The sequence below is a fragment of the Haloarcula halophila genome (genome assembly GCF_029278565.1).
Classification (GTDB): domain Archaea; phylum Halobacteriota; class Halobacteria; order Halobacteriales; family Haloarculaceae; genus Haloarcula; species Haloarcula halophila.
This window is the reverse complement of the sequence record NZ_CP119559.1, coordinates 1,908,425-1,926,880: the sequence shown is the minus strand read 5'-3', so window position 1 is coordinate 1,926,880 and position 18,456 is coordinate 1,908,425. Positions and strand designations below refer to the sequence as shown.

At 66.5% G+C, this 18,456-nt stretch carries 17 protein-coding genes; 11 read left to right on the top strand and 6 right to left on the bottom strand.

Going from position 1 to position 18,456, the window contains the following annotated elements:
* The first annotated feature begins 80 nt into the window (after positions 1-80).
* On the top strand, positions 81-497 hold the full coding sequence (locus tag P0204_RS10205; protein WP_276178823.1) for a PaaI family thioesterase: 417 nt from the start codon (positions 81-83) through the stop codon (positions 495-497).
* Here the strand turns inward: P0204_RS10205 and P0204_RS10200 are convergent.
* Both P0204_RS10200 and P0204_RS10195 read right to left on the bottom strand, forming a co-directional pair.
* Positions 494-2,440: a cation:proton antiporter domain-containing protein gene (locus P0204_RS10200; RefSeq protein WP_276178820.1), complete on the bottom strand. Its 1,947-nt coding sequence runs from the start codon at positions 2,438-2,440 to the stop codon at positions 494-496. The two genes, P0204_RS10205 and P0204_RS10200, sit on opposite strands and share 4 nt — an antisense overlap.
* Before the next feature lie 81 nt (positions 2,441-2,521).
* The gene (locus tag P0204_RS10195; RefSeq protein WP_276178818.1) at positions 2,522-3,427 is read right to left on the bottom strand and encodes an MBL fold metallo-hydrolase; all 906 of its coding nucleotides are present in this window, start codon (positions 3,425-3,427) and stop codon (positions 2,522-2,524) included.
* Positions 3,428-3,652: 225 nt separating this feature from the next.
* Between P0204_RS10195 and P0204_RS10190 the strand changes: the two genes are divergently transcribed.
* Positions 3,653-4,348: a DUF8071 domain-containing protein gene (locus P0204_RS10190; protein ID WP_276178816.1), complete on the top strand. Its 696-nt coding sequence runs from the start codon at positions 3,653-3,655 to the stop codon at positions 4,346-4,348.
* A 24-nt stretch (positions 4,349-4,372) separates the two neighbouring features.
* On the opposite strand, the gene leuS is transcribed toward P0204_RS10190, so the two are convergent.
* Positions 4,373-7,069 (bottom strand): leucine--tRNA ligase, encoded by a 2,697-nt coding sequence (gene leuS, locus P0204_RS10185; RefSeq protein ID WP_276178814.1) that lies wholly within the window; start codon positions 7,067-7,069, stop codon positions 4,373-4,375.
* 210 nt (positions 7,070-7,279) lie between these two features.
* On the opposite strand from leuS, the gene P0204_RS10180 reads away from it, so the two are divergent.
* The 4 genes from P0204_RS10180 (at position 7,280) to P0204_RS10165 (ending at position 12,473) form a co-directional block, all read left to right on the top strand.
* Positions 7,280-9,664, top strand: coding sequence for an ATP-dependent DNA helicase (locus P0204_RS10180; RefSeq protein ID WP_276178812.1), 2,385 nt, complete (start codon positions 7,280-7,282; stop codon positions 9,662-9,664).
* Entirely contained in the window at positions 9,664-10,152 is a 489-nt protein-coding gene (gene cgi121 / locus P0204_RS10175; RefSeq protein ID WP_276178810.1) for a KEOPS complex subunit Cgi121, read from the top strand. The genes P0204_RS10180 and cgi121 overlap by 1 nt, the downstream gene beginning before the upstream one ends.
* A 99-nt stretch (positions 10,153-10,251) precedes the next feature.
* Positions 10,252-11,565, top strand: coding sequence for an oxidoreductase (locus tag P0204_RS10170; RefSeq protein ID WP_276178808.1), 1,314 nt, complete (start codon positions 10,252-10,254; stop codon positions 11,563-11,565).
* Between the two features lie 65 nt (positions 11,566-11,630).
* Positions 11,631-12,473, top strand: a complete 843-nt coding sequence (locus P0204_RS10165) for an alpha/beta fold hydrolase (protein ID WP_276178806.1) — start codon at positions 11,631-11,633, stop codon at positions 12,471-12,473.
* Here the strand turns inward: P0204_RS10165 and P0204_RS10160 are convergent.
* Positions 12,470-13,024 (bottom strand): MaoC family dehydratase, encoded by a 555-nt coding sequence (locus tag P0204_RS10160; RefSeq protein ID WP_276223265.1) that lies wholly within the window; start codon positions 13,022-13,024, stop codon positions 12,470-12,472. The two genes, P0204_RS10165 and P0204_RS10160, sit on opposite strands and share 4 nt — an antisense overlap.
* Positions 13,025-13,321: 297 nt before the next feature.
* Between P0204_RS10160 and P0204_RS10155 the strand changes: the two genes are divergently transcribed.
* Genes P0204_RS10155 through P0204_RS10135 form a run of 5 tightly spaced genes read left to right on the top strand, consistent with a single transcriptional unit; the run spans position 13,322 to position 16,623 of the window.
* Complete coding sequence (locus P0204_RS10155) at positions 13,322-13,618, top strand: AbrB/MazE/SpoVT family DNA-binding domain-containing protein (RefSeq protein ID WP_276178804.1); 297 nt, start codon at positions 13,322-13,324, stop codon at positions 13,616-13,618.
* Between the two features lie 5 nt (positions 13,619-13,623).
* Complete coding sequence (locus P0204_RS10150) at positions 13,624-14,175, top strand: prolipoprotein diacylglyceryl transferase (protein ID WP_276178802.1); 552 nt, start codon at positions 13,624-13,626, stop codon at positions 14,173-14,175.
* A 43-nt stretch (positions 14,176-14,218) separates the two neighbouring features.
* Complete coding sequence (locus P0204_RS10145; RefSeq protein ID WP_276178800.1) at positions 14,219-14,770, top strand: poly(R)-hydroxyalkanoic acid synthase subunit PhaE; 552 nt, start codon at positions 14,219-14,221, stop codon at positions 14,768-14,770.
* The gene (phaC, locus tag P0204_RS10140; RefSeq protein ID WP_379801645.1) at positions 14,763-16,142 is read left to right on the top strand and encodes a poly(3-hydroxyalkanoate) polymerase subunit PhaC; all 1,380 of its coding nucleotides are present in this window, start codon (positions 14,763-14,765) and stop codon (positions 16,140-16,142) included. The genes P0204_RS10145 and phaC overlap by 8 nt, the downstream gene beginning before the upstream one ends.
* Positions 16,143-16,182: 40 nt before the next feature.
* A complete protein-coding gene (locus P0204_RS10135) occupies positions 16,183-16,623 on the top strand; it encodes a TIGR00725 family protein (protein WP_276178798.1) in 441 nt (146 codons plus the stop codon).
* On the opposite strand, the gene P0204_RS10130 is transcribed toward P0204_RS10135, so the two are convergent.
* Together P0204_RS10130 and P0204_RS10125 are read right to left on the bottom strand one after the other, a co-directional pair.
* Positions 16,612-16,836, bottom strand: coding sequence for a hypothetical protein (locus P0204_RS10130; RefSeq protein WP_276178796.1), 225 nt, complete (start codon positions 16,834-16,836; stop codon positions 16,612-16,614). The two genes, P0204_RS10135 and P0204_RS10130, sit on opposite strands and share 12 nt — an antisense overlap.
* Before the next feature lie 49 nt (positions 16,837-16,885).
* Entirely contained in the window at positions 16,886-18,427 is a 1,542-nt protein-coding gene (locus tag P0204_RS10125) for a glutamate-cysteine ligase family protein (protein ID WP_276178794.1), read from the bottom strand.
* Positions 18,428-18,456 lie beyond the last annotated feature (29 nt).

The following is an 18,456-nucleotide window of genomic DNA, read 5'->3' as shown; positions in this document are numbered from 1 at the left end:
AGAGTCCGTATGCGAGACCACGATAGACACGTTGTGCCGGGTTCTCGTGGGCTTATGCCTCTCGCCGCCGTCGTGAACGTATGGACGTCGAGGGAATCTTCAACGAGTTGCCGTTCGTCGAGGAGTTAGGAATAGCGCTCACTGCCGCCGACGAGGGGCACGCCGAGGGCCGGCTTCCGTTGCAACCCGAACACTCGTCGAACCCGACCCAGATGATCGCACACGGCGGCGTCACGTACTCGCTCGTCGACACGGTCGGCGGCGCGGCCGTCGTCTCGCTGTCGGAGACGATCTCACCGACGGTGGACATGCGGATCGACTACCTCGCGCCGGCGACGGCGGATATACGCGCCGAGGCCGACGTGATTCGGATGGGCGGAAGCGTCGCCGTCGTCGATATCGACGTGTACGACGCCGACGACCATCACGTCGCGACGGCTCGTGGAACCTACAAGACGAGCGGCGAAGGCGACGGGTCGCCCTGGCAGCAAGACTAGCCGTCACCGACGAGTTTCATCCCGTCACGGACCGACTCGCGGCGACCGAGCAGTGTCACCATGTCACCCTCCTGAAGGACGTAGTCGGCGGTCGGGACCTGTGCGTCCTCGTAGTCTTTACCGCTGACCAGCGCGATGAGACAAGCATCGGGGAGCATCGGCCCGATCTCGCGGACGGATTTACCGATCAGCTCCTCGTTTTTGACTTCGACCTCCTGGACGTCGCCACTCCGGCCCACGTCGGTCATCCAGTGAGCGATGGCCGGCCGTTCGATCTGGTTGTCGATGGCCCAGGCGGTCGCCATCGCCGAGGAGATGGTCCGGACGCCGAGATCCTCGAAGGCCTCGACGTTGTTGGGGTTGTTCGCGCGGGCGATGATCCGCTCGACGCCGAACTTCGAACTGGCCAGCTGTGAGACCAGCAGGTTCGCGTCGTCGTCACCGGTCGCAGCGACGACTGTCTTTGCGTTCTCGGCACCGGCGGAGCGTAACACGTCCGTGTCGGTGCCGTCACCGATCTCGACCGCGTACCCCTCGTTCCGGGCGCGTTCGACGATCGATTCGTCCTGTTCGATGATGACGATGTTCTCCCCTCGGTCCTCCAGCCGTTCGGCGAGTGCGCGGCCGACCTTGCCGCCGCCGACGATGATGACTCGCATTGGTATCACATTCAGTTTCTCCGCGATCGTACGCGCGAGACCGCCCTCTAGCAGGGCAGTCACGAAGATGACGAGAAAGACGGTCCCCAGCAGTATCTCGGCCTGTGTCCCCAGCAGTTGGGCCTGCTGGAGAAGCGCGTCGGCCTCCGCACCGGTAAGTTCGGCCGCCTCGGCCCGCCGTTCCTCGGCGACAGTATTCAACTCGACTGCAAACAGCGTCGCGACCGATGCCGGAATGATCCCGCGTGGACCGACGAAGCTGACGAACAGTTTCTCGGCCCGGGTAAACCGATCACCGGTCATCGAAACGAACACGAGCAGCGGACGGATGAGCAAGGCGACGGCGGCGACGACGACGATCCCGGCCAGCCCGACATCGATAAGCGCGTCGAGGCTCAGCTGTGCCGCAAGCGCGATAAAGACGAACGAAAGGACGAGCAGCGTGATGTCGCCTTTGAACTCCTCGATGTCCTCCTCGTAGGGGTGGTCGATGTTCCCCAGTGCGACCCCGGCGGTCGCGGCCGCGGCGACGCCGGCCTCGGTGGCGATGGTGTTGGCTGCGGCGTAGGCGACCAGGGCGCCCGCGAGCGTCAACAGCCGGGCGTTTCTGGGCGCGTCGCTCGGCGAGAGATCGATATACTGTAGCAGGTAGTACAACAGGCCCGCAACGATCAATCCGACCAGTAGCCCGGTCCCCAGTCGGAACGCGAACGCCCGGACCAGCCCCTGGCTGTTCGCAGCGGGGTTGACCGTCTCGAAGACGACGACCGCGATGATCGCTGCGGTGACGTCGTTGACGATCCCCTCCGTCTCCAAGGCAGTCGCGACCCGATCCCGGACCGGGACGACGTTCAGGATCGGCGTGATGACCGTCGGTCCCGTCGCCACCAGCAGTGCGCCGATGAGAAAGGCGAGGTTCCAGGAGACCGCGGGTTCGCTGAAGGCGAACTTGACCGCGACGGCGGTCCCGATCAACGCGATAGCGGCACCGAGGGTCACGAGCCGAAACGTCGCCGCGGGCGCCTCTCTGATGCGTTCGAACCGCAAGTGGTAGGCCCCCTCGAAGACGATGATCGCGACAGCCAGGCCGACGATCGCCGACAGCGCACCGCCGAAGGTACCGCTGCCGATGATCCCCAGTCCCGGTTGCCCGATGATAACCCCGACGAGCAGGTAGAAGATGATACTCGGGATTCTGAGCCGAGCGGCCGCGAGTTGTGCGACCACACCGAGTCCGATGATACCGGCGACGAGAGGGATCAGTAGTGTAGAGCTACCAGCCACTGGTGTCCTCCATCAGTCCGGGAGAACGAACGGACCACTGATAAACGCGTCTACTCGTCCGGGCACCGGGCGGGATTCGTCTCACTCCGCTCGGCGATCCAGCGCGACCAGTACGCCCCGGACGTTCATCGCGACCTCGGCTCTGGACTTGTGGTCGCTCCAGACATCGTCGGTCTCGACAGTCTCGACGAAGTGGTCGACGACGGCGTCGTCGTCGCCGAGATCGGCACGGACTTCGGCCACCTCGGCGACCCACTCGGCGAGTTTGTCGGCGTACACCGCCAGCCGGTCGTCGGTCTGGGCCGGCCCGAAATGTCCGTACAGCAGCGTCTCCGGATCGAGCGCCTGGATGCGTTCGACGTCTTCGAGGGCCGTCTCCAGCTCGAAGTTCGCCGGCGGGCTCGTGACGTGGATCTCGTCGGTCGAGGGCGTGTAGATGCCGGCAGCGTCGGCCGTGAACACGCCGTCGATGGCCGGATCGGAGAAGACGACCTGGTGGGGAGCGTGCCCCGGCGCGTGGACGACCTCGAAGCTGTGATCGCCTAAGTCGATCTCGTCGCCGTCCTCGATCGTCTCGATGCGGTCCTCGGGGATCGGTTCCGGCTCGACGTAGTACTGGATCTGGTCGCCGACGGCCCGTTTGGTCCCTTCCCAGAGCCGCTCGGGATCGACCAGGTGGCGCGCACCGGAGCCGTGGACGTATACCGTGGCGTTCGGACACGCCGCGACGAGGTGACCGGCGCCGCCGGCGTGGTCCAGATGGACGTGTGTCAGCGCGATCACGTCGAGGTCAACGGGGGCGATCCCGACCTCGTCCATCGCGTCGAGGACGTTCTCGTACCGGGTCCCGATACCCGTATCCACGAGTGCGGGCCGCTCGGCGTCGACGATGTACACCGATCCGTACTCCTCGACGTCGAACATACCGGTGTCGACGTAGTAGACGTCCTCGCAGTGCTCGGCCTCGAACACGTCACCGATTGCCATAGTCCGGATGGCGACCGGCGACGAGAAAACGGTTGCGACCGCCGGCGGTCGCCGAGTCTGTCACACACGCCTCCCGGCGACAGCGAGGAGGACTGCTCCGCCTGCCAGGAACTGGCGGCGCATACGGCTCGTGACACCCGAAACGTTTGAAATCGTTCGGGATTCTCACGGTAGCTACCAACTATTAAGTTCACAGGGTTACGCCGAACTAGTGTGTGCCCTGATATGTCTTCCCTCCAGAACGCCTTGCGAACGGCCACCGCAGCCCTGATCGCTGCGATGGCATGGACGAGAGACGCTCTCCAGTCCGTGTATCGAACAGTTCGACGCGTGGTCGTCCGGTGTGTCCGGGTCGGGCAGGGACAGACCGTCGCTGCCTGGGAAACGATGACCAGGCTCCTCCGGGGGCCGGGCAGACGGTTCGTGACCGGACCGGTCCGTGTCTTCCTCCTCGGACGGCGGACCGACGTGTCGCTTCTCGTACTCCTGATCGCGCCGGTGCTGGCACTCGCCTCGGCGTGGTGGGTCGGCTCGACGGTGGGCTACGAGACGCTTGCGGCGTTGACCCGCGGGACCTGGACCGGAACGAACCCCTCGATGGCTATCTTCATCGCCGCCAGTGGACTGCTGCTCCTCGGCGGAATCAGCGCCGGCATCAACTCCGGGCTCCTCCCGACGTACGGCCTCGTCAGCGCCCCGATCTTCGGTGCTGCGGTCACCCGCTACGGGACGACCGTCACCTACTCGTGGGGGACTGAAGTCGTGTCCCTCCCCGATGCCGTGGGCATCGGCCTGCTGATCGCGTTCAGCCTGGGACTCCCGCTCGCGCTCGGTGGCTTCGTCCTGGGCCGTCTCCTCCGCCGGGTTGTCACCGTTCTGGGCGGTCGCTCCGGTCCCACTTCACCGGTCGATCACTCGTAACCGGCTCACTGGTCGAGCCAGCGCTCAGGAGATGTGGATCGCGGGCTTGTTCGGCCGGGCTTTCCGGGCGAGATCGTCGTCGCCGCCACGACGCACTGCCACGTCGGCCCCGAACTCGTCTTCGAACAGCCAGCGGGCCTGTTCCAGCACCGACAACTCGCGTTCCCCGTCGACGATCGGTTCCAGGCCGGCCCCGTCTTCGGCCAAGTCGGCGGCGTAGTCGGCCGCGTCGTCGCCGTGGTCCCGGATCGTCCCGTGGTCCATGATCGCACCGACGATGGCGTCGTCGGGATCGGCCGCGCGGGCGATCTCGTAGGCGTCGTACTTCCAGGCCGGTGCGACGACGAGTTCGATCGTATCGGGGTCGTCGATGTCGACGACCTCGGTGATCTCACGGACGTCGTCCAGCGTCCGGCGGACGAGTTGGCGTTCGATGCGGTAGTGGTCGACTTCGTGGAGCGGTTCAGGCCAGCTAGCGGCCGCGACCGGGCCGTCCTCGTCCAGGGCGAGCCACATCTCCTCGGCGAGGTAGGGGGCGATCGGTGCGACCAGTTTCGTCAGCACCCGCAGCGCCCGCCCGTAGGCAAAGCGGTAGGGCTCCTCGTAGCTCGCGTACCGTCGCAACAAGCGGGCGAACCGCTGGAGTTCGCTGACCACGCGGTGGAATCGGAACCGCTCGTACTCCTCGGTGACCGCGGCGATGGTGCGGTCGATCTCCCGTTCGAGGTAGGCGTCGTGATCGGCGGTGTCGGTCCGATCCGCTCCCTCGGCGAACGCCGTCGCCATCCCGTAGAGGGTCTGCTGGAACTCGTAGGCCGTCGAGACGTCCTTGACCGTCCACTCGAAGTCCTGGGCGGGGTGGGCCGCCGAGAGGACGAACAGCCGCGTTGTCTCGGCCCCGTACTCGTGGGGCGCGATGTCGTTGCCCTTCGATTTGGACATCTTCTCGCCGCCGTGGAGCACCGTCCCCTGGTTGATGAGCCGGTCGACCGGTTCCCGACGATCGAGCAGGCCCAGGTCGGCGAGCGCCCGCGTGAAAAACCGGATGTACAGCAGGTGGAGGACGGCGTGTTCCTCGCCCCCGACGTAGACGTCGACGGGGAGCCACTCGTCGGCGGTCGCCTGATCGAAGGGAGCCTCCTCGAAGTCCGGCGAGAGATAGCGCAGGAAGTACCACGAGGAGTCGACGAAAGTGTCCATCGTGTCGGTCTCCCGGACGGCGTCGGCCCCGCAGTCGGGACAGTCGACGTGTTTCCACTCCTCGGCGGCGTCGAGGGGGTTGCCGGTCGTCTGGACGTACTCGGGTAACTCGACCGGCAACTCGTCGTCGGGGACGGGGACGTGCCCGCAGTCGTCGCAGTGGACGATCGGGATGGGCGTTCCCCAGTACCGCTGCCGGGAGATCAGCCAGTCCCGCAGGCGGTAGGTCGTCGCCGCTTCGGCACCATCGTGGTCCAGCAGCCGGTCGCGGGCGGCCGTACTCGCCAGCCCGTCGTACGCCCCGCTGTCGGTGAGCATCCCGTCCTCGGTGTACGGTTTCCCGGGGAGGTTCGTCTCGGTGCCGTCGACGGGCTCGACGACTTGCTCGACCGGGAGGTCGTGTTCGTCGGCGAAGGCGTGATCCCGTTCGTTGTGGGCCGGGACACCCATCACGGCGCCGGTCCCCACGTCGTCCAGGACGTAGGCGGCGACGTACACCGGCAACTCCTCGCCGGTGTAGGGGTGGGTCGCCGTGAGATCGGTCTCGACCCCGCTCAGGCCGGCGTCGTCGGCGTCGGCGACCGACTCGACGTAGTCGGCGACGGCGTCGTCGTCCTCGGCCAGTTCCCGGGCCAGGTCGTGACCCGGCGAGACCGCGAGATAGGTCGCGCCGTAGACGGTGTCGAGTCGCGTCGTAAACGCCTCGATCGGTCCGGTGTCGGTCTCGAAGGCCACGCGGGCGCCCTCCTGGCGCCCGATCCAGTTGCGCTGGCTGTCCCTGACGCCCTCCGGCCACCCGTCCAGATCGTTCAGGCCGTCGTAGAGTTCGTCGGCGTAGTCGGTGATCGTGAAGAACCACTGGTCGAGGTCCCGCTGTTCGACATCGGTGCCACAGCGCCAGCAGACACCCCGGTCGTCACCGTGTCCCGGACCGTGGCGGTCGGTCCCCTCGGGGCGTTCGACCTGTGCGTCGGCAAGCACCGTCTCGCAGTCGGGGCACCAGTTGACCGTCGCGGCGTCGTACTCGACCAACCCCTCGTCGTAGAAACGGGTGAACAGCCACTGGTTCCAGCGGTAGTACGCCGGGTCGCAGGTGGTGATCTCCCGCGACCAGTCGTAGCCAAAGCCCATCTCTTCGAGATCGTCGCGCATCCGCTCGATACACGAGCGGGTCCAGGATTCGGGGTCGGTATCCCGCTGGTAGGCGGCGTTCTCGGCGGGCAGGCCGAAGGCGTCCCACCCCATCGGGTGGAGCACCTCGTCCCCGTCCATCCGCCGATACCGGGCATAGGCGTCGGTGATCGCGTAGTTGCGGATGTGTCCCATATGCAGCGAGCCGGAGGTGTAGGGGAACATCCCCAGCACGTAGGTCGGACCGTCGGCGTCCTCGGGAGCGTCACCGACCGAGGGCTCGCCGGAACTCGTTCCGACGGCGTCGTCGGGACAGTCGTAGACGCCCTCCCGTTCCCAGACGTGTTGCCAGTACTCCTGGACCCGCGTGTGGTCGTAGCGACGAGCCATTCGATATCGTAGGCTCCGCCGGCCGTCCACATCAGTGTTCGGCCGGCGAGGCGAACGGCTCCGTACCCCGTGAACCGAGCCGGTCGTCCACATCAGTGTTCGGCCGGCGAGGCGAACGGCTCCGTATCCCGTGAACCGAGCCGGGCGTCCACATCAGTGTCCGGCCCCAGTGCGACAGTTTAAATCGCGGCAGGACCCAATCGATCGGTAATGGACGTTGCGGACCTGCCGGGCGTGCCCGACTGGCTGCCCGACCATCTACGTGCCGACGGGATCGAGGAGTTGTACCCACCCCAGGCCGAGGCCGTCGAGGCCGGGGTCACCAGGGGTGAGAACCTCGTCGCTGCCATCCCGACGGCGAGCGGGAAGACGCTCGTGGCGGAACTGGCGATGCTGTCGTCGGTGGCTCGCGGCGGGACGGCGCTGTATATCGTCCCGTTGCGTGCGCTGGCCAGCGAGAAGCGCGCGGAGTTCGAACAGTTCGAGGAGTACGGGCTGGACGTGGGCGTCTCGACGGGTAACTACGAGTCCGACGGCGGCTGGCTGGCCGACAAGGACATCGTCGTCGCGACCAGCGAGAAGGTCGATTCCCTCGTGCGAAACGACGCGCCGTGGATCGCTGACCTGACCTGCGTGGTCAGCGACGAGGTCCACCTCGTCGACGACGGGAACCGAGGACCGACTCTGGAGGTGACCCTGGCGAAGCTCCGGCGGCTCAACCCCGATCTGCAGACGGTGGCGCTGTCGGCGACCATCGGCAACGCCGACGAACTGGCCGGGTGGCTCGACGCCGAACTCGTCGACTCGGACTGGCGCCCGATCGACCTCCAGAAGGGGGTCCACTACGGCCAGGCGCTGCATCTCGAAGACGGGAGCCAGCAACGGCTGGCCGTGCAGAACAACGAGAAGCCGACCGCCGCCATCGTCCGGGACACGCTGACCGACGACACCGACGAGGACGGCGACGTGGTCGAGGAGGGGGGTTCGACGCTGGTGTTCGTCAACTCCCGGCGCAACGCCGAGTCGGCCGCCGGGCGGTTGGGGAGTACGGTCCGGCCACACCTCTCCGACGAGGAACGCGACCAGTTGGCCGACGTGGCCGCCGAGATCCGGGACGTGAGCGACACCGAGACCAGCGATGACCTCGCCGACGCCGTCGCCGACGGGGCTGCGTTCCACCACGCCGGCCTCGCACGGGGCCACCGCGAACTCGTCGAGGACGCGTTTCGGGACCGTCTCGTGAAGGTCGTCTGTGCGACGCCGACGCTCGCGGCCGGGGTGAACACGCCCTCCCGGCGCGTCGTCGTCCGGGACTGGCGCCGCTACGACGGCGAGGCCGGCGGGATGCAACCGCTCTCGGTTCTCGAAGTCCACCAGATGATGGGACGGGCCGGGCGACCCGGCCTGGACCCCTACGGCGAGGCCGCGCTGATCGCCAACAGCCACGACGAACTGGACGAACTGTTCGAGCGGTACGTCTGGGCCGACCCCGAGCCGGTCCGGTCGAAACTCGCTGCCGAGCCGGCCCTGCGGACCCACATCCTCGCGACGGTCGCCTCCGGGTTCGCCCGCTCTCGTGGCGGGCTGCTGGAGTTCCTCGAACAGACGCTCTACGCCAGCCAGACCACGGAGAGCGGCCGGCTCGAACGGGTCGTCGACGACGTGCTCACGTATCTGGAGCGGAACGGGTTCGTCGAGCGGGACGGCGACGAACTCGACGCGACCTCACTGGGCCACACAGTCTCGCGGCTCTACCTCGATCCGATGAGCGCCGCCGAGATCGTCGACGGGCTCGAACACTGGGAGCGCCACGCCGGGACGGACGACACGGCGGAACCGTCCGGCGAAGGCGGCTTCACCACTGCGAGCGAACTCGCGGACGGCGAACGGGCCGGCGACACCGACCCCGACGATATCTCGGCGCTCGGCCTCTTCCATCTCGTCTCGCGCACGCCGGACATGTACGAACTGTACCTCCGGTCGGGCGACCGCGAGGAGTACGAGATGGCGGTGTACGAACGAGAGGGCGAACTCCTGGGATCGACCCCCTCCGAGTTCGAGGACGACCGCTTCGAGGACTGGTTGGCGGCGTTCAAGACCGCTCGCCTGCTCGAAGACTGGGCCTCGGAGGTCGACGAGGAGACGATCACCGAACGCTACGGCGTCGGTCCAGGGGACATCCGCGGGAAAGTCGAGACCGCCCAGTGGCTGCTCGGGGCCGCCGAGTCCCTAGCCAGCGAGGTCGGACTGGACGCCGCGCCGGCGATCAGCGAGGCCCGCCGCCGGGTCGAACACGGTGTCGGCGAGGAACTGATCGACCTCGCGGGCGTGCGCGGCGTGGGTCGGAAACGGGCGCGGCGGCTCTACGACGCCGGGATCACCGACCGTGCCCAGTTGCGTGACGCCCCGAAACCGACCGTCCTCGCGGCGCTCCGGGGCCGGCGAAAGACCGCCGAAAACGTCCTCGAAAGCGCCGGCCACCGCGATCCGTCGATGGACGGCGTCGACCCGGACCCGGACGTGGCAGTCGACGAGGACGGCGCCTCGGAACCGGACGAGACCGCCGAGGACCAGTCCAGCCTGGGGGATTTCTGATGGAGGTCGTCGAAGGCACCGCGACGGTCGACGACGTGGGGGTGTTCGTCGAACGGCTGGACGGGATCGGGACGGACCACGGCGCGACGATCCAGGCGTTCGACGCCCGCTACGTCGTCGATCGGGCACACATAGAGCGGGCAGTGAAACTCGCGACCCGCGCCCACGACCGCGGCGAGGGGATCGCCGACGACTTCGGCGTCGAGATCCTGCTGTACGCCGCCGGTCGTCGCCAGATCAGCCAAGCGCTGGAGATGGGCGTCAGCGAGGGGGAGTGCCCGGTCGTCGCCGTCGTCGTCGGCGGTGACGAGGCGGCCGCGGCGGCCGCCGTGGCCGACGTGCTCGACCCAGGCGAGACGCTGGGCCAGTACGACCGAGAGCGGGTCCGCTCGTTTTTCGACGTGAGCGACACCGAACTGGCCGCGACCGAGGGGACGCTGGCCGACGCCGTCCGCGAGCGGGTCGCCCTGTTGCCGGTCGAGAAGTAGCGACAGGGTTTTTCGCCGCTGTGTGTTACATTGGGCCATGGAGCGACGCGGAACCGTCCGAGCGCGTATCGACGCAGCCGTATCCCCCGTCAGCCGCCCGTGAGCGAACTGACCGAACCGGTCGACATCGGTGGGGTCTCGGTCCCGAACCGGCTCTACCGGGCACCGGTACTGGAGTGTGCTGGCAACGGCCCCGACGCCGTCGACACGCTCGTCGACGAACTCGAACCGACCGCGGAATCCGGCGTCGGTCTCGTCTTCCAGGGGGCGAGCATCGTCACCGACAGGGGCGGCTGTGCGGCCCCGAACATGACCCGGGTCCACGACCGGTCGTTCGTGGCGCGCCTCGAACGGCTGACCGACGCCGTCCACGATCACGGCGGCCGGATCTTCCTCCAGTTGGCCCACGGCGGCCTCCGGAGCATGGCGACCTGGCACGCTGGCTATCGGACCCGGCATCCGGACCAGCGCCAACTGGCCGTCTCCCGGCCGCCCTGGCAGCTCCGGCTGCTCGACCGTGCAGGTCTAATCTCGCTTCGACCGGACGTGCTCACGACCGAGGACGTGTGGGGCCTGGCCGAACAGTTCGGCCGCTGTGCCGGCTACGCCGCCGACGCCGGCTACGACGGGATCCACCTCTCGGCGGCGAACATGAGTCTGATCCAGCAGTTCCTCTCGCCGTTCTACAACCGCCGGGACGACGAGTTCGCGGACGGCGTTCGGTTCATGGAAGCGATCCACGACGCCGTCCGGGACCATGCCGGGTCGATTCCGCTCGTGACGAAAGTCCCTGCGGAGACCGACGCACCAAAATTCGTTCGAAGGCATCTTTCGAGAGCGGACGGGCTGGACATCGCCGAACGGGTCGCCGAGATCGGGTACGACGCCGTCGTCCCGGTGGAGGTGTCGACGTTCTGGGACATGAGTATCGTCCGCGGTGACTTCCCGGACCGTGCGTGGGACGCCAGCGACCTCCAAGCCGACTACGCGTCGGTCTTCGGGAGCCGTCTCCGGGCACGTGCGGTGGAACTGCTGAATCGGTGGCAGGCCCGCCGGTTCGACCACGAACCGGGCTGGAACGCGGAGTTCTGTCGGGCGGTCCGCGAACGAGTCGACGTGCCGGTGTTGCTCGAAGGCGGTCTCCGGACGCGGGCGGACTGTGACCGCTATCTGGCTGCCGATGGCGACACGCCCGCCGCCGATCTGGTGGGGATGGCCCGGCCGTTCTACGCCGAGCCACGACTGGGAGCGCGTCTGTTGGCCGGCGAGGACGCGCTGTGTGAGAGTTGTAACAACTGTACGATCCCACAGGTGACCGGCGAACCCGGCCGCTGTCGAACGCCGTCGATCGTCCGCGAGCAGGGACGGCTCGCCGAAGCCGGTGCCTACGAGAGAAATAGAGATGAGAAGTGACCGGAGTGGGTGGTCGACAGACAGTGAGAGAAAGGCTGATGCAGCTCCGACACTGAGCACCGGCGATGACCAGCGAGATCACGTCGGACTCCGTCGAGTTGACTGTCGACGGTGACGACGTCGACGTTCACTACCGGACCGGTGGCGAGGGACCGCCACTGGTGTTTCTCCACGGGATCGGACTAGACGCCGCGACGGTATCGTGGCGACACGCCTTGCCCGCACTCGCGGACGAGCGGACCGTCTACGCACCGGACCTGCCGGGTCACGGGGACAGCGACAAGCCCGACCGGGCGTACACGACGGAGTACTACCTGGAGACGGTCGCGGCGTTTCTCGACGCCGTCGAGGTCACCGAACCGGCGATGGCGGGGCTCTCGATGGGCGGCGCACTGGCGCTGGGACACGCCCTCGACGGCGGCGACGTGGAACGACTCGTCCTCGTCGACAGCTACGGGCTCGGGTCCGACGCCTACTGGCGGGTCGCCGCCACCGGTATCCTCCAGACACCCGTCGTAGGCAATATGCTCTGGCAGGGCGTCAGCACGTCGAAACCAGCGATCAGAGCCGGGTTGCGGAGTATGGGTGCGGCCGAACCGCCACAGGAACTGGTCGAGCAGGTCGCGTCGGTCGTCGACCGACGGACGGTCCGGGCGATGCGCCGCTGGCAGCGCAGCGAGTTCCGGGCTACCGGGTTCAAGACGGACTACTCCGGTCGGCTCGCTGAACTGGAGGTCCCGACACTGTTGGTCCACGGCGCCGCGGACCCGCTGCTCCCGAAGTCGTGGACCGAACGAGCGGCCGCGTCGCTCGCGGATAGTGAGCTAAAGATACTGGGGGAGTGCGGTCACTGTCCGCCCCGGGAGCAGCCGGAGCGGTTCAACCGGGCACTGCGAGCCTTCTGTTAGTTCGGGAGATCGTCGATCAGGACGACAGCCTCGCCGTCGATGGCGACTTCACCCTCGTCGACGACGCGGGTCGTGAGACGGTACTGATCGTCACCGAGGTCCTCGACGATCTCACACTCGGCTGTGAGACGGTCGCCGATCCGGACCGGGTTGTGGAACTCCAGGTCCTGTGAGAGATAGATCGTGAGTCCGGGCAGTCGTGCAAGCGCCGCGCTGATGAGGCTGCCGACCAGCGTCCCGTGGGCGATCCGCCCGCGGAAGCGGGTGTTCTCCGCGAACTCGTCGTCCAGATGCAGTGGGTTCGTGTCGCCGCTGGCGGCGGCGAACTGTCGGACGTCGCCCTCGGAGATCGTCTTCGTGAACTCCGCACGGTCGCCGACACCCAGGTAGTCGGGGTGGTCCTCCGAGAGCGAGACGTGCCACTCGGGGAGGTCTTCGTCGGGTTCGATACGATCTACGGGTTCGACGACGTCCTCTGTGTCCGCTCCGTCCTGTTGGACACCGAAGGCGGCGAACGCTGCCCGGTTGGCCGCGACAACGCTGTTGAACATGTGTGAGGACGTTTCCGTCCACGTGTCTAACAGCGGGTTCCGGTGAGATTCAGAACTCATCGATACTGATATCTAGTCGTCCGGGTATTAAACCTTGGCGTTGTTTCAGCGTCTACAGCCACGAGAAGCCGGCTACCGGCCGGGAACGGGATTTTACTATCATAGTTCCAATATATATCACCCGAAAGAGTGGGTTCGAAGGGGCGGACTATCGCTATCCACTCGTTACCATTGAATGGTAACAGATGGTATTCAGCGGAAGTTTTATATCGTTGAAGGGTGTAGATGGTAGTACCGATGGCCGACGAGGACGATGGCCTGCTGTGGCCCCCGATGTTCAAAGGGATGCAACAGGCAAGCGAGAACGCGATGGAACAACAGCAGGAGATGATGAAGCAGTTATTCGCCACTGGCGGTATGCCGAGTATGGATATGAACCAACTCGGCGCGATGAGTCAGATGGCGACGTTCAAGACCCGCGTGCAAAGCGGGGGTCGCATCAGCATCCCCGATGCCGAGCGCGAGGCGCTCGACATCGACGAAGGGGACATCGTCCAAGCAGTCGTCCTCCCGGTCAATAACAACACAGAGTGATTCCAATGGTAGACTACACAACCCCCGTCACGACAGCTTTCGAAATGCAGCGCGCGTCGATCGAACAGAGCCAGAAGGCCCTCGAACAGAGCTTCGAGTTCCAGAAGAACGTCAACGAGGCCGTCATCGACAGTCTCGATACCCAGGAGTCGGCACAGCGCCGCGGTGTCGAGCTCTCGAAGACCGCCTTCCACAGCTACCTTGACGCGATCGAGTCGACCGTCCCCGGCGTCGCCGGGAGCGTCGACGAGGTCCGCCAGGCGGTCGACGAGCAGTACGACTTCCTGCTGGAGAACCACGCAGAGGTCTTCGACAACGTCGAGAGCGAGATGGTCGAAGGCGCCGACGCCTACGACGAGATGACCCAGGAGTACCTCGACGCCGTCACCGAGCAGGTCGAGATGCTCGTCGACGCCCACGAGGAACTGGAGTCCCAGTCCATCGAAGCCGCCGAACAGTTCGGCGACCAGCTCGACGAGGTCCAGGAGCAGGTCGAGGAGATGCAGGCCCAGGTCGAGGAAGTGCAGGCGAAGGCCGCTGACGCCGTCGAGGCGTAACGAACCAGCCGTTTTTTGTGCGCGAACGCGCGAGCTATATACTATGAGCAACAACGAGATGCAACAAGAATGGGCGGAGATCGTCGAGGAGATGAACAACGCGGTCGCGGAGTCGATGGAGCAGAACATGAAGGCCCAGTCGGCCTTCGTCGAGTCCTGGGCCGACGCCGTCGAGGACTCGCTCCCCACCGGCGAGGAGATGGGCGAGGGGATGGAGGGGTACGGCGAGGCCTACGAGACCTGGCTCGACGCCACCGAGCAGATGATGGAACGGTCGGCCGACGCCGCCCAGGGCGAGGACGTCGACCCCGCCGAGTTCCGTGACATCTGGCTCCAGTCGGCCAACGAAGCGTTCAAGAACGTGATGAGCACGTCCGCCTTCGCCGCCGCGAACGGCCAGCTCGTCGAGTCGATGATGGAGATGCAACAGGAGGCCGACGAGATGAGCCAGGACGCCATCGCCCAGATGGGGTTCCCGACGCGGGACGACATCGACGAGGTCGGCGAGCGCCTGCTGGAAGTCGAGCGCCGCCAACACGCCGTCGAACAGAAGCTCGACCGCGTCCTCGAACACCTCGAAGAGAACGATGTCTAGCGAGCCCGTCAACCCGTTCGCGGCAGCACTGAACTTCCAGACGAAGACCCTGGAGTCGCTGAGCGAGGCCGCCGAACGGAGCCAGATCGCCGACGAACGCCTGGAGCGGATGGAGTCCGTCGAGGTCGGCCAGACGCCAAGCGAGGTCGTCTACGAGGAGAACAAGCTCGAACTGCTCCACTACGACGCCGAAGCCGCCGGGATCGAGATCGACGAGGCCGACAAGGAGTCGATCCCGATCCTCATCACGTACGCGCTGATCAACCGGCCGTACATCCTGGACCTCCAGGAGGAGCGGTCGGTCGTCCGGCGCCTGCTGGAGGCCGGTCACGATGTCTACCTCATCGACTGGAACGAGCCGTCGCGGCTCGACCAGCACCTGACGCTGAACGACTACGTCAACCGCTACATGGACAACTGCGTCGACGTCGTCCGCGAGCGCTCGGGCCAGGACGCGATCAACATCCTGGGCTACTGTATGGGCGGGACGATGTCGGTGATGTACGCCGCGCTCTACCCCGAGAAAGTCAACACGCTCGGGCTGATGGCTGCCGGGCTGTGTTTCGACCACACTGGCGGCATCCTCGAAGAGTGGGGCAGCGACGAGTACTACTCCCCCGAAGACGTCACCGAGACGTTCGGCAACGTCCCGGCGGACATGCTCGACATCGGCTTCGCGCTGATGGACCCCGTCGAGAACTACGTCTCGAAGTACATCCGCCTGGCCGAGAACATCGAGAGCGAGGGGTTCGTCGAGAACTTCGGCCGGATGGAGAAGTGGCTCGGAGACGGCATCGACGTCGCGGGCGAGGCCTACGTCCAGTTCCTCGAAGACATCTATCAGGACAACAAACTCTACAGGAACGAACTGGAACTCGACGGCGAGCACGTCGACCTGAACAACATCGACATGCCCGTGCTCCAGTTGATGGGCGAGTACGACCACCTCATCCCGCCGGAGGCCTCCAAGCCGTTCAACGAGGTCATCCCGAGCGAGGACACGAAGACCATCGAGTTCTCGACCGGCCACATCGGCCTGTCGGTGTCCTCCTCGACCCACGCCGACCTCTGGCCCGAGGTCGCACAGTGGTACAAGGACCGCAACGGCGGCGACGAGGTCGACATCGAGGTCGAGTCGCCCGATGAGACCGATGAAGACGCCGGCGACGACGCGGTTGCGGCCGAGGAAGGCGGCGTCGAACCCGCCGCCGACGTCGAGACCGTCTCGGGCATCGGCCCGACCTACGCCGACCGCCTCCACGCGGCGGGGATCGAGACCGTCGCGGAACTGGGCGAGTACGACGCGGCCGAGTTGGCCGAGATCGCCGAGACCACCGAGTCCCGCGCCCAGGACTGGCTCGACCAGCTGTAGGCCGGGAGTCCTTTTTGTCGTTGCCGACCGACCGACAGCCATGCGCATCTCCATCATCGGCGGTTCGACGGTCACCGAGGAACAGTACAGCCAGGCCCACGAGGTCGGACGGCTGCTGGGCGAACGCGGTCACGAAGTCGTCTGTGGCGGTCTGAGTGGCGTCATGGAAGCCGTCTGTAAGGGTGCGAGCGAGGCCGGCGGCCACACGATCGGAATCCTGCCGGGCGAGCACCGCGCGGCGGCAAACGACTACGTCGACACCGCCATCGCGACCGGGATGGGAAACGCACGGAACGTCCTGGTCGTGCTGAACGGCGTCGCAGCCGTCGCTGTCGACGGCAGTACTGGGACACTCTCGGAGATCGGCCACGCCCTGGACATGGACCGACCGGTCGCCGGGTTGGGAACGCACGACGTCGACGCCGTCGAACACGTCGACGATCCGCAGGCGGCCGTCGAGTACGTCGAGTCAGCGCTGTAACCGTCGGACGGCGGCCGCGAGCGCCAGCAACCCTACCCCCACCGCTCGGACCCGCTTGCGGGCACCGCTTCGGGGCCGGAACTCGACTGCGAGTCCCGTCCGGTAGCCGAACCGGGCGGTTCGCAACAGGAGACCGGGCACCAGCAGGTGGACGACCCCCGTCAGGACCGTCCCGAGCCAGAGCAGTCGGCGTTCGGTCGTCGAGAGACGCATACCGTCGGCTATGGACCGGAGCGGGATAAGCGGCCGACTGTTCTCTGTGTTACTTGTCCGTCTCGCCGGGCGAGTCGAACCAGTCGACGAAACACCCCGACAACAGCGTGTCCCGCTGGTTGCGGATATACTGGGCCTGCATCCCCCAGATCGCCTCCGCGAGCGGGACGTTCTCCTCGACGCGTCGGCGGACGAAGTCGTGTTTCCAGCGAGCGGGGGTCAGCCGGCGATCGACCCGCTCCCGGAGGGGTCGGATGTACTCGTGGGCCTCCTCCGTCGAGAGCCCCCGCTGTTCGAGGCCGTCCCGGGCGAGTTCGAACAACTCACCGTACAGCTCGTCGGTCGCAGTCGTGCTCGCCCCGTTTGCCGTGATCCACTTCATGTCGGCACGCAGCCCGTCTTCGACGGCGGCGTAGAAGTTGTCCCTGGCCGTCTCCCAGTCCAGCGACTGGATCGGGTGTTCGAACCGCGGGAGACTCGCCATCAGGCCGGCGAAGACCGCCTCGAAGCCGATGGCGTCGGCCAGCGTCGGCTGGGCGGGCAGCGGGCGGAACTCGATGCGAGCGTTGGCCGCAGAGCGGGTCGCACCCTCGAAGACCGGGCGGACCCAGCGCCAGTAGGAGCCGTGTTTGTGCCGGAAGTGGACGAAGTCGTCGTCGAACCGACCGCCCGACTGGAGGTCCATGGGGACGATGACATCGTCGGCGACGATGTCGTCGATGGCCTCCTCGACGGTCTCGAAGTCCGGCGGGAAACACACCTTCGGCGGCGTCGGGTCCTCGGCCGGCGGGTTCAGCACCGATTCGAAGACGCCGATCCGGTTCTCCATGTGGGCCTGGTCGACGATCTCGTGGTCGGGGGCGTCGTCGTAGAGGTCCGGCGGGAAAAACGGCGCGTTGACCCCGAGAGCGAGCAGCGGTCCGGCGACCCGGAGCGCGTAGCTGAAGTACTCCGGAAGGTCGGGCGCGTGGGGGATCTGATAGTGGGGCTGGATCGACGTGATGAGCGCCTCGGGCATCACCGTCGGCGCCGACAGCGAGACGTTGGGGGCATCGAGTTCGAACGCGGCGGGATACTCCGTGTTGGCCATCGTGTGGTACCGAACCGAGTCGGACATGTTGGTCCCGATGCGCACGCCGTCGTGTTCGACGGCGTCACAGAGGTAGCTCCCGGCCGTCTCGCCGTTGGGCGGGACCGTCCACATCCCGTCGGCGACCAGCCTGATCCCCTCGCTGCCGAGCCGTTGCTGGGCGGGCATCAACGACGCCTTCAATTCGTTGCGCTGTGCCGCCAACCCGTGGGAGTTCAGCGGCTGCGGGCTGGTCTGCATCTCGGCGTTGTGCAACCCGAGTTCCTTCTCGAAGCCGATGAGCTCCAGCAACTGGCGGGGGACCCGACGAAGCGCGTCGGTCCGGTCGTCGACGGCGTACAGCTCCAGTTCCATCCCCACGATGGCCTCGCTGTTGTCGAACGTTCCCGACCGGACGGCCGACTTCAGCTCCTCGGCCTCCGCCCGGGCACGCTCGTTGAACGCCTCGCCATCGACGTCGAGGGCCTGCCGAACCCGCGCTGCCAGTTCCGAAGCCGACATACAACGGGGTTGTCGGAGGGGGATAATAA